The organism is Methanospirillum hungatei (genome assembly GCF_019263745.1).
Classification (GTDB): Archaea; Halobacteriota; Methanomicrobia; order Methanomicrobiales; family Methanospirillaceae; genus Methanospirillum; species Methanospirillum purgamenti.
Genome location: NZ_CP077107.1, coordinates 846669 through 862498 on the forward strand (window position 1 = coordinate 846669; position 15830 = coordinate 862498).

18 protein-coding genes are annotated in these 15830 nt (G+C 45.7%); 6 read left to right on the forward strand and 12 right to left on the reverse strand.

From position 1 onward, the window contains the following. The first annotated feature begins 1 nt into the window (after position 1). A complete protein-coding gene (pyk, locus tag KSK55_RS04045) occupies positions 2–1456 on the forward strand; it encodes a pyruvate kinase (RefSeq protein WP_218608280.1) in 1455 nt (484 codons plus the stop codon). 11 nt (positions 1457–1467) lie between these two features. On the opposite strand, the gene KSK55_RS04050 is transcribed toward pyk, so the two are convergent. Further along, entirely contained in the window at positions 1468–1686 is a 219-nt protein-coding gene (locus KSK55_RS04050; RefSeq protein ID WP_218608281.1) for a hypothetical protein, read from the reverse strand. Between the two features lie 15 nt (positions 1687–1701). Continuing rightward, a complete protein-coding gene (locus KSK55_RS04055; protein WP_218608282.1) occupies positions 1702–3102 on the reverse strand; it encodes an MFS transporter in 1401 nt (466 codons plus the stop codon). 131 nt (positions 3103–3233) lie between these two features. On the opposite strand from KSK55_RS04055, the gene KSK55_RS04060 reads away from it, so the two are divergent. The 4 genes from KSK55_RS04060 to KSK55_RS04075 are packed head-to-tail and all read left to right on the forward strand — an operon-like array spanning position 3234 to position 6516. Continuing rightward, a complete protein-coding gene (locus KSK55_RS04060; RefSeq protein ID WP_218608283.1) occupies positions 3234–4331 on the forward strand; it encodes a PAS domain-containing protein in 1098 nt (365 codons plus the stop codon). A 41-nt stretch (positions 4332–4372) separates the two neighbouring features. Next, a complete protein-coding gene (locus tag KSK55_RS04065; RefSeq protein ID WP_214418921.1) occupies positions 4373–4777 on the forward strand; it encodes a pyridoxamine 5'-phosphate oxidase family protein in 405 nt (134 codons plus the stop codon). A gap of 52 nt (positions 4778–4829) precedes the next feature. After that, positions 4830–5567 carry an ABC transporter ATP-binding protein gene (locus KSK55_RS04070; RefSeq protein WP_214418922.1) on the forward strand — a complete coding sequence of 246 codons (738 nt, stop codon included), beginning with the start codon at positions 4830–4832 and terminating at the stop codon, positions 5565–5567. 40 nt (positions 5568–5607) lie between these two features. After that, entirely contained in the window at positions 5608–6516 is a 909-nt protein-coding gene (locus KSK55_RS04075; protein ID WP_218608284.1) for an ADP-ribosylglycohydrolase family protein, read from the forward strand. On the opposite strand, the gene KSK55_RS04080 is transcribed toward KSK55_RS04075, so the two are convergent. The 10 genes from KSK55_RS04080 to KSK55_RS04125 form a co-directional block, all read right to left on the reverse strand. After that, complete coding sequence (locus KSK55_RS04080) at positions 6511–6792, reverse strand: AN1-type zinc finger domain-containing protein (protein ID WP_218608285.1); 282 nt, start codon at positions 6790–6792, stop codon at positions 6511–6513. The two genes, KSK55_RS04075 and KSK55_RS04080, sit on opposite strands and share 6 nt — an antisense overlap. Further along, the gene (locus KSK55_RS04085) at positions 6789–7802 is read right to left on the reverse strand and encodes a DUF1848 domain-containing protein (protein WP_218608286.1); all 1014 of its coding nucleotides are present in this window, start codon (positions 7800–7802) and stop codon (positions 6789–6791) included. Before KSK55_RS04085 ends, KSK55_RS04080 begins: the two co-directional genes overlap by 4 nt. Next, positions 7802–8236: a GNAT family N-acetyltransferase gene (locus tag KSK55_RS04090; protein ID WP_214418926.1), complete on the reverse strand. Its 435-nt coding sequence runs from the start codon at positions 8234–8236 to the stop codon at positions 7802–7804. The genes KSK55_RS04085 and KSK55_RS04090 overlap by 1 nt, the downstream gene beginning before the upstream one ends. Then, positions 8229–8951 carry a response regulator gene (locus KSK55_RS04095; RefSeq protein WP_218608287.1) on the reverse strand — a complete coding sequence of 241 codons (723 nt, stop codon included), beginning with the start codon at positions 8949–8951 and terminating at the stop codon, positions 8229–8231. The genes KSK55_RS04090 and KSK55_RS04095 overlap by 8 nt, the downstream gene beginning before the upstream one ends. 18 nt (positions 8952–8969) lie before the next feature. Next, positions 8970–10973: a histidine kinase dimerization/phosphoacceptor domain -containing protein gene (locus tag KSK55_RS04100; protein WP_218608288.1), complete on the reverse strand. Its 2004-nt coding sequence runs from the start codon at positions 10971–10973 to the stop codon at positions 8970–8972. A 118-nt stretch (positions 10974–11091) separates the two neighbouring features. Further along, complete coding sequence (locus KSK55_RS04105) at positions 11092–11979, reverse strand: thiamine pyrophosphate-dependent enzyme (RefSeq protein ID WP_218608289.1); 888 nt, start codon at positions 11977–11979, stop codon at positions 11092–11094. 1 nt (position 11980) lies between these two features. Next, positions 11981–13141, reverse strand: coding sequence for a transketolase C-terminal domain-containing protein (locus tag KSK55_RS04110; protein WP_214418930.1), 1161 nt, complete (start codon positions 13139–13141; stop codon positions 11981–11983). Further along, complete coding sequence (locus tag KSK55_RS04115) at positions 13142–13399, reverse strand: 4Fe-4S binding protein (protein ID WP_214418931.1); 258 nt, start codon at positions 13397–13399, stop codon at positions 13142–13144. Then, on the reverse strand, positions 13399–13941 hold the full coding sequence (locus KSK55_RS04120) for a pyruvate ferredoxin oxidoreductase subunit gamma (protein ID WP_214418932.1): 543 nt from the start codon (positions 13939–13941) through the stop codon (positions 13399–13401). The genes KSK55_RS04115 and KSK55_RS04120 overlap by 1 nt, the downstream gene beginning before the upstream one ends. Positions 13942–13981: 40 nt before the next feature. Next, the gene (locus KSK55_RS04125) at positions 13982–14857 is read right to left on the reverse strand and encodes a methanogenesis marker 12 protein (protein WP_218608290.1); all 876 of its coding nucleotides are present in this window, start codon (positions 14855–14857) and stop codon (positions 13982–13984) included. Positions 14858–14900: 43 nt separating this feature from the next. On the opposite strand from KSK55_RS04125, the gene KSK55_RS04130 reads away from it, so the two are divergent. Further along, positions 14901–15827, forward strand: coding sequence for an NAD-dependent epimerase/dehydratase family protein (locus KSK55_RS04130; RefSeq protein WP_218608291.1), 927 nt, complete (start codon positions 14901–14903; stop codon positions 15825–15827). Positions 15828–15830: the final 3 nt, after the last annotated feature.

Below are 15830 nucleotides of genomic sequence, written 5' to 3' on the forward strand. Positions count from 1 at the left end.
GATGAATAATCCACCATGCACTCCTGATCCATTGAATGTGTGCCCCTTACGAAGAACGAAAATCATTGCAACAATTGGTCCAGCTTCAGAAAATCCACGAGTAATGAGAGAGATGATTCTCTCAGGTATGGATATCGCAAGGCTCAATTTTTCTCATGGATCATGGGAGTGGCATTGTGAGACTGCTCAGCATATCCGGACCATTGCCGGGGAACTGAACCGGGAGATCGGTATAATGGTAGATATCCCCGGACCAAAATTGCGGGTTTTGGCTAAATCACCTCCCCGGGAAGTGATCACCGGTGATACCATACTTATTGCCGCAGAAGATCACGAATCGTCGGGAGCGATAAAAGTAGGTCCACCTGATTGTGTCCCGTATGTATACCCTGGAGATATGGTTCTTGTTGGAGATGGAGCAGTCACCTTGCAGGTACTCAAACCCGGACCACTGATGCTTACAACGGTTACCTCCGGAGGAACTATCAAAGAAGGGATGGGAGTGGTTTTTCCAGGAAGACGTCCGGATGTGCCCTATGCAGGAACACGATTTCAGGAATACCTGAAACAAGGTGCAGCACTCAGGCCAGATTATATTGCACTCTCCTTTGTAGGATCTGCCCAGGATATTCTGGATGCCAGATCCCTTCTTATGAAAGAGGGATTAGAGACGCTCCCCCTCATTGCCAAGATTGAATGCAGGCGGGCAGTTGATGCATTATCCAGCATTGCAGAACATGCTGATGGAATCATGGTCGCCAGAGGGGATCTGGGAGTTGAACTACCTATAGAACAAGTCCCCCATATCCAGAAACATATCATCAACATATGTGCCAGGCAGGGGATCCCGGTGATCACCGCGACAGAAATGCTTGAATCTATGGTTCACCGGGGAAGACCAACCAGGGCTGAGGTGACCGATGTTGCAAATGCTATTGTAGACGGAACAGATGCAACCATGCTCTCTGCTGAAACTTCAGTTGGAAAACACCCGGGGCAGGCGGTGATCATGATGGCCAGAATTGCAGTTGAGACAGAAGGACATCTTCCCTACCTTCACATGCTGAATGAGCGATCCAGATGGCATGAACAGAATGTAGAAGGTGTCATCAGTTATCGGGCCTGTTTTATTGCTGAAGAACTTGAGAGCCCGGCGATTGTAGCTTTTACCAGGTCAGGCCTGACTGCCGAACGGGTGTCTCGATGCAGACCACGAGCACCAATCCTTGCCCTGACTCCGGATAGTGAAATCGCACGAAGGCTCCTTCTTCGATGGGGCGTCCAGCCTGTGATATCTGACCCGATTGAATCGGCAGATGAACTCTTCACAAAAGCAGTAAAGATTGCCCAATACACTGGTATTGCACAATCCAAAGACAACCTGGTCATTATCGCAGGGAATTTCTCCGGAAAGGAAGGTCGGACAAATATGATTAAAATTGAGGAGATTCCCTGAACGTCAGGGATTTAATCAAAGAGTAATGTTCGGTATTTCCCCCCACCGGACGGTTCGGGATCTCTGCGAACAGAGGATTGTTTTACTGTATTCTGATTTGTTTTCAAAAAGCGAATAAGATCTGGGATAGACAAAAAACTACAAGCACCTGTCTCTTCTGACCAGACCGCACAATCATCCCGTATACAGGGATTTTTATCAAACGGACATCGTTTGGATCCTTTACTCATATATTTCACCATCTTTCAGGATCTGTTCAGTATCTTACCGTTCACCCGGTTGTCTTTCATAATAAACCAGGATACAAACAGGATAACCAGACTTATCAAAACCACCGCGAGAAAAACAAGGTAATATGACTCAATCTGTGGAACCTGCCATTCTTCACCCTGATATACCATCGATACCTGTGAGGAAGAAAGAATGATCCCCGTGACAATCGGCCCGGCCATTCCTCCAAGCGTCTGCATACTCTGAATAATACCTGTCGCTTCTGCCGTCCGATCCTCTCTGACATGATCCATCACTCCAATAAGATCCGCTGTTGCGATCATCGACATCCCAAATGAAAAGACCATCCAGGCAATGACCAGAATCTCAACTGAGAGAGGAAAAACCAAGAGCAGTATCCCGGCAGAGAGAAAAAAGAGAGAACCAATCACACATGGAACCCTGCTTCCGATACGTGGTATCAACCGTCCGGTCAGCGGTCCTGCTACCATATCACAAATAGTTCCGGGAATCAGGATCAGTCCGACCATCTCTGCAGTCAGACCAAGGCCGGTTGGAAGGCGAATGATATAAGGCATCATCTGGAGCAGAATAAAAAATGTCAGGATAGTCAAAAACCCAATGACCATGAATACAGCAACCGGGCGTTTTTTCAGGAGTTCAAAATCTGCAAGTGGTATGGTTGCCCGTCGTTCTACCCTGATAAAGAGTATCAATCCGAGAATGGAGCACCCAAGAACCACAAAGCCCATCATCCCCGTCATTTCTTCTCCAGGCATGGATAGGAACATAAGGCCCATGAACAGGAAAAGGAGCAGTGAAAAAAAACCGGCAACATCCAGAGTTCCTGCCCTCTCCCGTGGATCATCATTCTGGATAAAATACCAGACAAGAACAATGAGCAGGAGTGAGAAAGGTATTAAAAAGAGATAGGTTAGTCGCCATGAAAAAAAACCAGTAATAAATGAACCGGCAATGACACCAATAAATGTCCCGGCGCCATACATGGCACTGATAACACCAATCCCGGTATCAGCCAGTGTTTCTGGCATTCGCTCCCTGATGATAGCATATGCCAGGGGAAATGCCGCTATTCCTGCACCCTGTAAAGCCCGGCTTATAAGGAGCACCCAGATATCTGGAGCAAAAATACCACCACACAGGCCAAGAAAGTAGATCCCAAGGCATACAAGAAGTAAACGCTTATGCCCATACCGATCTCCGGCAGTTCCGACAAACGGTGATGCTGCTGCTCCGACCAGTAAAACAACCGGAAGAATCCAGGATTCATAAATACCCGGAACAGCAAAATCATGCTCAATTTCTGGAAGAGCAGCAGTAAGCATTGATTCGCCAGCCATTACCAGCATAACCGTCATGGAGAGCAGGAGTATCAGGCTGATATGATGTTTCATTATCCTGTGTTTCAACCTATGAACCCCTCTCTTTGTACCTCTCAGATCAATAAAACTATACCCGGTCTCTTCGCATACATCACGGTTATTGATTATCCACCATGGAATGAGGACGTGATGGAGGGGGATCTATGGAGGAACACACAAACATAGTTGGGATGATGTTTCGGTGTAAAGCCGATGCTGCATTATCAATTACCCATGCTGATGATGGATCGCGGAAAGTTACGGGGTATACACCAGCAGAACTGGTAGATACTGGTCTTATCACATTGCCTGATCTGATACACCCGGATGACCGGGATTATGCTCGTAGCGCAATACAGGCAGGTCTTTCTGAAAAGCGGACCTTTGTCGTGCATACACGGCTTCAGGTAAAAGATCGAACCAAGACAGAGGGTATCCTTATTGGTACCGGGATATTCAATGGTCCTTTGGCATTGACCGGACTTGAAGGATATATCATTAGGATACTCAGTTCGCCTCCATCAGGTCAGGAGAGCGGGCTGTTGTCACCAGAAGTGTATCTTGAGCTTCTTTCCCATACAGACGAACTGATTGCTCTGCTCAGCCCTGAAGGACATATTCTCTATGTAACACCTTCAGTCAACAGAATTATGGGGTATGATCAGGGTGCAGTAACCGGGCTACTTTTCACCCAGGTTCTGGTATCGCAAGAACAAAAGCGATTTGAGGAGTTGAAAAACCAGGTTCTTTCCGGGGGAGGCAGTAGTGAACGGTTCCTGGTATCACTACCGGATGGACAGATTCGCCCGGTATTAATAAGACTTTTTAAGCCCGGTGGCCTCAACGGATTCATTGTACGTGCTATCCTAATCGATGAACAGGCAGAAGAAACCAGGAATAAAGAGTCCCGGTTTCATGATATCTTCTCTCGTATACCAGTCCCTGCCATCGTCACCAAATCATCAGATTTGCAAATCGCTCATATGAACCAGGCAGCATCTACCTATGCATCTGTGCACGCTGCCGATGGATCAGCCGGGACAGATATCAGGGATACCCATCTCATCAGCCTTGACGTTATCGACCAGATCAGGGAAGGGCTTGGAATAGCAGAACAAGTAGAAGTTTCAGATTCGATATCAGGGCGGGAACCGGTCAGGGTCATCGGACGTGAGATACAAAGTGGTGATGATAATCTCATTATCTGGACACTAATCCCTGATTATCGTGAGCGTGTGGATGTTCAGGAAAGTGAGGAATAAAAACCCGAACCTATATATGATTTCAGATAAACTCAAGTACCATGACTGCTCTAACACCCGAGATAAAGGAAGCCATTGAAGCGATCAAGGTTTTCCCTCTGGCAACTGCATCAAAATCAGGAATCCCCAACGTAGCTCCCATGGGATCAGTCTTTTTAATTGACGATGAGACGATCTGGATCGGAGACAATTTTATGCAGAAAAGCCTGCAGAATGTCTTAGAAAATCCAAAGGCAGCAATCTATGTGTATGGTCCGGGCGCCAAGGGGTGCTACCAGATTAAAGGTGATATTACCGTAAAGACAAGTGGGGAGGAACATGCAAAGATGAAAGCAATGATCCACGAGAAAAAACCCAACCTTCCGGCTAAATCACTCCTCATCTTTAAAATCACCGATGTTTTTGAATGTATGCCAGGAGCAGATGCAGGGAAGAAACTCCTCTGATTTTTTTAGATACATCTTCATGCAATAGTAAACAAAAGGGTACGTACGCGTTATGCTTCATATTACAGACCTTCATGCAGAAATTGGCGGTAAGGAAATTCTGCATGGAATCACCCTTCATATAGAACCTGGTGAAACCCATGTTCTGATGGGCCCGAACGGGTCAGGAAAATCCACGCTGCTGATGTGTATCATGGGATTTGATGCATACACTATCACAAGTGGAAAAATCGAATTCAATGGGGTGGATGTGACCCATATGCCAGTACATGAACGGGCACGACTTGGTATGGGGATCATGTTCCAGCGACCACCTTCAATTCCCGGCCTGAAACTTGGAAAGATGCTGGAGGTTATCAGTCCTGATAAAAATCCTGAGGAAGTAGCAGCTGCAACTCAGAAGATGAACATGGAAGAGTTCACGAACAGGGATATCAACCTTGGATTTTCAGGTGGCGAGATCAAGCGGAGTGAAATTTTGCAGATGATGATACAGGATCCGCATTTTATCATGCTCGATGAACCTGAAAGCGGTGTGGATCTTGAAAATATCCATCTGATGGGTGAATCTATTGCCCAGCTCCTCCAGAAGAATCAGCGATTCGTAAACCGGAAAAACAGCGGTCTGGTCATAACACACACCGGTTATATCCTTGATTACCTGGATGCCGACAAAGGGCATGTCATGATTAACGGTGAATTCAAGTGTCACGGAAATCCCCGTGAGATTTTAAAGTTAATCAAGGAAAAAGGGTACAAAGAGTGCCTTCGATGTGTCAAGATTGAATAATCCCTTTTTTTTAAATGGCACCTGTTCGCCTGGTGCCCGGATGCTGCTCGGACTGGCGTTAGGTGATGCATATGGTGCACCGTTTGAAAATCTCTCGTACATAAAAGCAAGTGAAAAACTCGCATCAGATGGCCTTGTATGTGGAACATACACTGATGATACCCAGCAGGCTCTTGCAGTAGCAGAACTTTTAGCATCTGGTCAATCTTGTTCTCCTGAAACAATGGCTGATTTTTTCCTTACAGCATATAAGCGGGACAAGAGATTTGGCTATTCTGAAATGACACAAAAAATGCTTGCATCCGATAGTCCAAAGTTATTTCTTGAAAGCATATCCACCGTAGAAAAATTGAACCGAAAGACGGACGGGGCAGCTATGCGGGCGCTCCCCATTGGATTTTTACCGGAGCGAGATGGGGTCATCTGCTGTGCAGGACTAAGTGCATCAATTACTCATGGTCATCCGGATGCAATAGCAGCAACAATTGGAATAGCCCTCATAGCTCACCATAGACTCTATCACCATACGCCATTTTCAGAGATCTGGAGTGCGGTAAGGGAGGATATTAGGAAAATACATCCGGATATCATCAGGTATTGCGACACGTGCGCTCTGCTCAAGTCCCCTGAACGGGAGATACTTCTTGAATCATATGCAGAGTATGGCGTACCGTATACAGAATCACGGATATTTCTCGGTTCTGTCCTTTTTCTTCTTATACAATACGGAAGTGATCCCATGAGGCTGCTCATCGAATCGATCCTGCTTGGTGGAGATACTGATACTGTTGCAGCAGTAGTACTTGGTGCAGCACTCATTACTGGAGGAGAGGGAAGTGAGATCTGGAATCTTGTTTCAGCCCTTGAAGATGGCCCATTTGGAAAAAAGTATCTGATATATATCGGAGATCAGTTATCCATGAGATATCCTGCACCTTCTGAGTTATAAAATAAACGCAAATAGAAGGATCAACAGAGTGATCACAAGAACCACGCCGATGAGCACTTCTTTTTTCAGATAAACAGGAACATCTGCAGATACAGAAGCTTTTTTTGTCAGCCGAACTTTCTTTTTCCCTGGCACCCCGGATTTTTTCCATTCTACAAGGTTTTTACAGGCATGATTAAAGGGCAGCCGGTGTTTTGGGCAGAAGACTCCGCCACAATAATTGCAAGTAAAGGCTGCAGCTCCGGATATCTCCTTACCGCATATTTCACAGTTCATATAAAAAACCTGAGATCACTATTCATTCTTACGGTATTTCCACATTTTTCTCCGGTTATCGTATCATTCCATGGCTGAGCTGTATGTTTCAATGCATTCATCTTCGCTTTTTCATGACGTGTTGCATAACAATAGACACATCCATGCAAACAGGTATCGTACTGTCCGATATCTTTGCTCTTGATACACCTGCAGGCAGGCCTTTGACCGGGATCTTTACCAGCCTTATCCAGATATCTGAGTAATACCTCATCATCCCTACAAATCCGACGAAGTAATACAGCATCAATGCATGAATTATGCTCAATTTCTGTTCCATATGAAGTGCCATCTGCACAAGAGGCCAGTACCAGATGCCATCTCTGGTTCAGATAGATAAGTCCCTTAATAAACTCCTCTTTCTCTTCAGATGTCGGTGTTCTGAAAAAATAATTATCTGACTGTCGTTTTACTTTTGCATATGAAGTGTCTACAAAACTAAATACCAGTTTTTCTGTATATGGTGATATCCGGTCACCAATGTATGCAATCCGGGTTAAAAGAGTCTTCATATCCAGGGAAGGTGACAACAGAACCGGATCAAAGCGCCAGATTACCCGGTTTTTCCCCAGCCGCTGTGCAAGAGCAATAAATGTTGCAATCCGATCATCAAGGGATGGGACTGATGGTTCGAATCCTTCGTTTTCATAATCATTTAAGGTATATTGAAAATAGTATGTCGAAACAACTGAATCAAGAGTGTCAAGATATGGGAAAAGTGGTTTCGGATTTTTACTCCAGAAAACAATGGCCCGTGTTTTTTCAAATGACACATAGTACAAAAGATTCGGGTTAAAACTGTTTACCCATCTGATATAGCCCTTGGAAAGCCGGTGAACAAACCATTCTGCATAATATGCCGGAATATCAGTTGATCTGCTTGCAGAGATGATAACCGGACAGACTGCAGATACCTCATCCCCCTCGTCAGTTATCACGGATCCTTTTGGATCAGATCTCTCTGCAGACATTAAAACCGGTTTAAGGGAGAAGATCCTTCATATCGCATCGGAGTATATCCGTTCATTTTAGCAAATCCAAACCGACGGTAAAAAAATTCAGTTTCCGGTTCGGCTATTATCCCAATCCAGCCAAGATTTGCATGCGTACAGATAAGCATGAGTTTTTTCACCAGAGCGGTGCCGATTCCTTTCCCTCGCCATTCAGGAAGCACCACGATATCCTGCAGGTAGGCATCTGACACCCCATCTGAAATTATCCGACCCATTCCAATCCATCGGTTTTTTGAATCTGTTGCTACTACAAAAGCAAAACTTCGATGAACAATCTCACATAAAATGGAATCATCCCATGCAGGTTCCCACCAGTCACCGGACTCAAACAACGTTCTCATTTCATCCGGTTTGCACTCATTGACCACGTCAATAGAATACTCATCAGACATAGTCATCCCTCTGGGTTAATACAACCAGGCATCCGGATAATGAGCCATCCGTATTCGTGATATAACCAAGGCTCATTGTAATCGGAATCACAGTTCCGTCTTCTCGTTTCATCTTAACAGCCTCAGGCATGACAACTGGTTCAAATACAGGGGGTGTTGCAAACAAAGAATCAAACCTTGTTTGAATGAGTGAACCCGTCGTTGTACCCAGTAATGTAGCGGCTGCGTCGGTTGCCCCGGATATCATACCATCTGATGAAATTATGAGGCATGGGAGAGAATCAGGCAAACTTGAAATTCTATCAAGAATGAAGAAATGAGGCAGAATTTTCTTTCTGAGTGCATGTTTGTGAAGCGAAAGTTCTATCGTTGAATAAAGTTCACGGTCACGGAATGGTTTCATGAGGTATCCGGAGGGCTGGGCTGCTATCGCTCGCTGAAGAGTGTTTTCATCAGAATGTGCCGTAAGAAACACAACCGGAATGTCATACAGATTGCGGATTGTGTCAGCAGCTTCAATTCCGTCAATCTCGCCCTGAAGCCTGATATCCATGAGAATAAGGGAAGGTTTTTGTAATCCAGCCTGCTCAATGGCATCTTCACCTCTGGTAACCTGCCCGGCGATATCATATCCAAGTCGCCGCAATGTTCCTGCAAGCTCCATGGAGATAACCATCTCGTCTTCTACAATGAGTATCCGATGTGTGTGTTCCATGATCTAATTCCCACAATTCTAATTGAATGAGGTAACCCGGTGCTGTACGGGAAATGAAAGCACACAGGTCATTCCTGACCCTGAAGTGAATGATACCGTTCCCATTATCTGGTGAGTGAGATTATGAATTAATTCAATTCCCAGGGATGTATGCTTCTTTGAGTGAAAATCTATGGGAAGGCCAACCCCGGTATCATGGTATCTGATCCTTTTACATCCGTTATCCGATGAAAGAGATACCTCGATGCTTCCCTTTCCATCTACAGGAAATGCATGTTTGATACTGTTTGTTATCAGTTCATTCATGATAAGACCGATGGGTATTCCGGTATTAATATCAACAAGAACAGGTTCGTCTTCCTGAACTACATATGAAATGCGTCCCTCTTCCATTTCAAACTCAAGTATTATGCGGTTTCCGATGTCACGGATATAACTTCCAAGAGGAACCCTGACCAGGTCATCAGTTTCATATAATTTTTCATGGATAGAAGTCATTGAAAAGATACGGTTTCTGCAGTCACGAATAATGTCATGCACTTCAGGATTCCCACTTTTAAATCCGGAAAGCCGAAGCAGACTTGCGATTATCTGCATATTATTCTTGACCCGGTGATGGATCTCCCGAAGGAGTGTCTCCTTCTCATGAAGTGAAGTAAGCATATTTTGCTTTAAGAGTTCCTCACTTGCCCGTGCTTTTTCTTCTGCTTCCTTCCTGGCGGTGATATCGAGGCAATTCCCTATAAGACAGGGGGAATCATTGCACCTGAACATGGTCACATAGAGTTCAAGATATATGAGAGAGCCATCCCGGTGCCTTGCTTTTACTTCCAGATGCCCGTTTTCTCTCCAGCCGGACTGAATGTCTGAAAGGGTTGTCATGACCAGTTCTACATCCTCCTCTTCAAAGAGTCCGGGAAGAGATTTTGACCTGATAATATCCGTTCTGGAATACCCGAATATTGTTGAGAACCGGGGATTAATATAAATAAACCGGTTATTCTTTATGAGAAATACTCCGACAAGGGATTTTTCAACAGGATTTTTAAAATACTCTTCCATGTATGCCCGGTATCGGGCTGCACCGGCAAGTTTGGTAAGCATGGAAAATGCGTAGAGTTCTGGATCGGAGAGATGGATTTTTGATTCTTTATAAAACAGAGATAAAAATCCCCATCGTTCATTTCCTGATGAAACCGGGAGAAACACCACAGAGGTAATGTTTAATGTATCAAGTACCTGTTGCTCTGATGGTGATGTTTCAGTTCCGGATGTCAGAATAAAATGTTCATCCTTATCCCAATGTTTACTCGTCGCAATGGCAAGATCAGAAAAGAGATTGCGAATATCCTTGGGATATGTTCCATTATGCATACCTTCTCCGGTCCACCAGGTAACAACATTCGGCACATCACCAGGCAATTCCTCACCATGCTGTATGGGATTACCAATAAATGCTCCGACTGCACTGGTAACCTGGCAGATATCTCGAAGAGTTACCATCATCTCTGCATAGAAGTTCTCACCTTTCAGAAGTCTTCCTGCCGTGTGACCGATGACTTCAAGAATCCGATCTTTTCTCTGGATAGCAGCTTCAGCACGGGCTTTCTCGACAAGGATAGTAATTTTATGTGACAGGTCAAGTACCTGGATTTCCAAATCCTCGCCCTTGTTCTGGTAAAAATCCGCCCCTGCGTTTAATGCTTCAATGGCAATCTCCTTGCTGTCATTACCGGTCAGCATAATGAACGGAAGCTGAGGATGTAAATTCCTGACCTGTCGAAGAAGGGTGATCCCATCCATTTCAGGCATATCATAGTCTGATACAATTGCCTGTACTTCATTACCATTTAAAAATTCGAGGGCATCATCCCCGTCCAGACATACATGGACCGTAAAAAGACCGGTCTTCTCCAGATAAAACTGGAATATGTTTGCTAATTCACGGTTGTCATCGACAAAAAGTATTGGGATGATTGTGACCACCTGCGACTGAATTATACCGGTACTCCCCGAGTCCATATAAGGGTACGTGTGAAGAAAGCCATACGAGAAAAAGCAAGAGAAAATAATTTTACAATGAGAGGGTATGGTGCCAGCAGGCCCTGGCAAACACCCATTACCCAAAGGGATTGTCGAATCAGATTTTAAGATCGATGCCGTATTTTTCTGCGTTTGCATCAGCGATTGCCTGAATTTTTGCAATCTCTTCTGCATTTACTGAGGGTTTGAAGAGATGGGCAAACCGCTTCTGAACCCGTAAGTAATCCTCTACCGGTTTCCTTTTTACCTTCTTTGCCTTTTCAACTTTACCATTGACAATCTCATAGTTAACCCAGAGTCCGGTTTCAATGGCTAGTTTTCCAAGTTCAATGGTTTTAGATCCATCAAATCCCCAACCCGTGCAACAAGGGGTGTGAATCTGAATATAACATGGTCCATCGGTATTTACTGCCCGCTCAACCTTTTTGATGACATCATTCGGGTAAGCAATAGAGCAGGTTGCAACATATGGTGCACCATGAGCCGCGAGGATTTGTGGCATATCCTTTTTGGGCCGTGTATTTCCAAAGCTCTTCTTTCCTGCCGGAGAGGTTGTTGTGCTGGCATCAAAGGGAGTGGCTCCTGAACGCTGGATACCGGTGTTCATGTATGCCTCATTGTCATAACAGATGTATGTGATGTTATGACCACGTTCAAATGCTCCACTGATACAGAGCACCCCAATGTCAAAGGTAGCCCCGTCACCACAGATACACAGGACATGTTCATCCCGGCCCTGTCTCTTGAGTGCAGCTTCAACACCAGATGCTACTGCTGCTGTGTTCTGGAATAAGGAATGGACCCAGGGAACCTTCCAGGCAGTCTGCGGATATGGAGTTGAAAATACTTCCATACACCCGGTTGATGCACAGACAATGGATCGTTCACCGGCTCCCTTTAATATTAGCCGTGCTGCAAACGCCGGACCACACCCACCACAGGCACGGTGGCCACAGTCAACCAGTTCAAGGGTTCTGTCAGCCATGTTAGATCAGCTCCTCGCGAAGACCGAAGAAACAATCTCCATTTCCGGCCTCAATAGCGTCAGTCATCTTTTTAATATCAAGAATGCGGATATCCCGGCCACCAAGTCCTGCAACATAGCTGAGTACCTGGACAGAAGAGTCACCGATTGCATCCTTTACCTCATACCCGACTGCTCCCTTCATCCGGGAACCAATCGAGATATTCTTTTCAAACACCCCGATCTTTTTAATTCCTTTCAGGGCATTTTTTACGTCTTCAGCAGGGAACGGACGAAAAGCTCTGATCTTAAGCAATCCAACCTTTTTCCCTTCGGAACGCATCTCATCCACAGCATCCTTGATAGTACCACAGATAGATCCCATTGCAACGATGGCAACTTCTGCATCTTCAAGTTTGTATGATTCGACAAGTTCGCTATAATCGCGTCCGAACTGTTCCTTGAACTCTTTTCCGGCTTGTTTTAATACTGAGAGAGCACGGACCATGGCCTGATCCATCTCATACCTGAATTCCATGTAGTATTCAGGAGTTGCATACATTCCCATGCTGAGTGGCTCATCTGCATCCAGTTTGTTTACCGGATCATAGGGCGGAAGGTATGCCTGGACTTCCTTTTCGTCAGGAATATCAACTGGTTCATAGGTGTGTGAGATAATAAATCCGTCAAAACATACAAAGACCGGCAGGAGTACCCGGTGATCCTCTGCAACTTTATATGCAAGGATATGGAGATCAAAACTCTCCTGCACATCTTCTGCATACAGCTGGATCCATCCGGAATCGCGAAGACACAATGAATCCTGTTGATCATTCCAGATAGAGAGCGGGGCACTGACCGCACGGTTCGCAATTGACATTACAATTGGCTGACGCATACCTGCTGCATTGAAACATACCTCGGCCATAAACAAAAGACCCTGTGAGGATGTTGCAGAGTATACCCGTGATCCTGCTGCAGAGGCTCCAACACATGCTGAAAGAGCAGAGAACTCACTTTCAACACAGATATATTCACTTTCAAGTTCTCCCTCTGCCACCATTTCTGCAAGTCGCTCAACGATGTGTGTCTGAGGAGTGATTGGATACGCAGAGATGACATCAGGTTTTACCAGCCGTACTGCCTCTGCTATTGCATGAGAGCCTTCAAGGATAGCTTTCATCTATTTCTCCTCCGTTTCCATGGTGATTGCTTTTGCCGGGCATTCATGGGCACAGAGCCCGCATCCTTTACAGAAATCATAGTCAGGGTTGAATTCATTATTTTCAGAGCGAATGCACCCTTCAGGACAGACCAGCTGACACATCCCACAGGATGTACACGTGTCATGATCAAATTCCGGACGAAATACACGCCAAGATCCGGTTTTATTCTCCCGGGCCTGACCTGGTGCTGCTGCACACCCAATACGAAGCGCCATCAGGCACCTCCCTTGATCAGGTCATATGCTGCCCGGCTTGCTGCGACATTCTTGTCTGCCAGACTACCGGAGAATCGTTCACGGACAGCTTCTTCCAGTGCCTCCAGACTAATCTCGCCGGATGCTGCTGCAAATGCTCCCATCAGGGTCGTGTTCGTGATCGGAACACCAAGGACATCTAGCGCGAGGCGGGTAGCATCTATCGGAATAAATCTGACACCTTCCGGAATAGTGCCATGTATCTCCCCCTTGGTATTAATGAGGATAATGCCACCCTTCTTCATGCCAGAAAAGACATTGACATCCTTAATCAGCGTACTGTCCTGCACAATGACATAGTCCGGTTCATAAACCTGGCTCCTGAGCCGGATCTTTTCATCCGAGAACCTGACAAATGCCTGGACCGGGGCACCCCGCCTTTCCACTCCGAATGCCGGAAAGGCTTGCGAGAATACTCCGCTCTTAAAGGCTGCGACGGCGATCAGCTCGGCTGCAGTAACCGAGCCCTGACCACCTCTCCCATGGATCCGTAACTCTCTCAAGAAAATTCCCAGAATATTTTACACGATTAATCATATAAAATTACAGTCTGACAGGGATGCTTAAAATATTTCTAATATTTTTTGAAAATATGTCTTCTGCAATCCTTGAGAGCCCCTTCGCAGCCGTCCATTCGTCAAGAACAAGCAGATCACAACATAACAATTGTTTAATTTCGTCTGAAACCGAAAGGGCCCTGCTTCCACATAACGCAACCGGTGCATTCGGGGCTAAAAGTCGGAGCGATGCACATTCCATGGCTGCAAACATGGCAAGAGCAGACTGTCGATCTGAATCAGGGAGGGTATCCCTGACCCCTGCATGAAGGAAAGCATCGTTTGCGGTTATCTTTCCAGCATCTATTGCCCGGATGGCATCAAGATCAAGGGCGCCATGAACCCAGCCTGGTGCAAAGATGCAGGCATCAAATCCACCGATGATCTGATTATCTTTCATGAGCAGAGTGACGGTATTTGAGCTGATATCAGAGACAATACATGTTGATCCAAGATGAGAAACGACCTCATATGCAAGACCTATCTTTTCTGGGCTTGCCTGATGCGAATATACTTTAAACCGTGGATCTGTATGTGAACCCCGGTGAAGGCCAGGTATTGCTACTGCTGGAATACCGCTTTCTTTTATGATGTCAAAAACTCTGGTGCCCCCACCGGTATGTTCCCCTGCTCCATCCCTACTGACAAGTCCACGGTTTGTTAGATGCTCTATTGGGGTTATCTCTGAAAAATTGTCCCCCATCGAATAGGTAATGGCAAATCCTTCTATCTCTTCCCCTTCAGTCAGATGAGAAAGGTCAGAGAGCCGGAATGAAACTGCGTCAGACCGGGGAATTTTAAATACACGTCCCCCGCCTGCAAATCGCATCGCAGTTGTTCCGTGATCTATCCCGACAAACATTGCTGTTATACATTTAGGTAGAAGGAAAGGGATATGAGTATGGATGCGCAGTATTGTGACCGGCGGGGCAGGGTTTATCGGATCGCACCTGGTAGACTATCTGGTCAGTGCCGGTGACGACGTAATCGTCATTGACTCACTGGTTTCCGGTGATATCAACTCAATCAAAGGTCACCTTGATGCAAACCGAATACAATTGGTAAGCGCAGATCTCCTTTCAGATGGGTGGCAGGATCATCTCAAAGGTGCTGCCCGGGTTTATCACCTTGCAGCTGACCCGGATGTCAGAGAGAGTTCAGTCTCACCCGACAAGCAATTGAATAATACCATCATTGCAACTCACAGGATTCTTGAAGCAATGAGAAAAGCACAGGTCCCGGAGATAGTCTTTACATCCACCTCAACGGTATATGGAGAAGCAACAGTCATCCCAACTCCTGAGTCATACACTCCCATGGAGCCGGTGTCAGTATATGGGGCATCTAAATTAGCATGTGAAGCCCTCATCTCCGCATACTGTCACAGTTTCTCGATGAATTCATGGGTGTTCAGGTTTGCAAATATTATCGGAGCCAGATCAGGACATGGAGTTATCACAGATTTTATCAAGAAACTGAAAGCAAATCCACATGAACTAGAAATCCTGGGAGATGGGAAACAAACGAAATCATACCTTGAAGTAGGTGCCTGTATCAGGGCGATTATGTACGTCGTCTCCCACACTCACGATACCGTCAATACATTCAACATCGGTTCTGAAGACTGGATATCAGTTACAGATATTGCCGACATACTTACTCGGGAAATGAACCTTACTCCCAAATTTACGTATACCGGCGGAAGCAGAGGATGGATAGGTGATGTCCCAAAGATGCAGCTTGACATCTCCCGACTGAAAAGTCTTGGTTTTATCCCAGAATTATCAAGCAGGGAAAGCGTCAGACTGGCAGTGCAGGCAGCTCTGGAGTAGCCG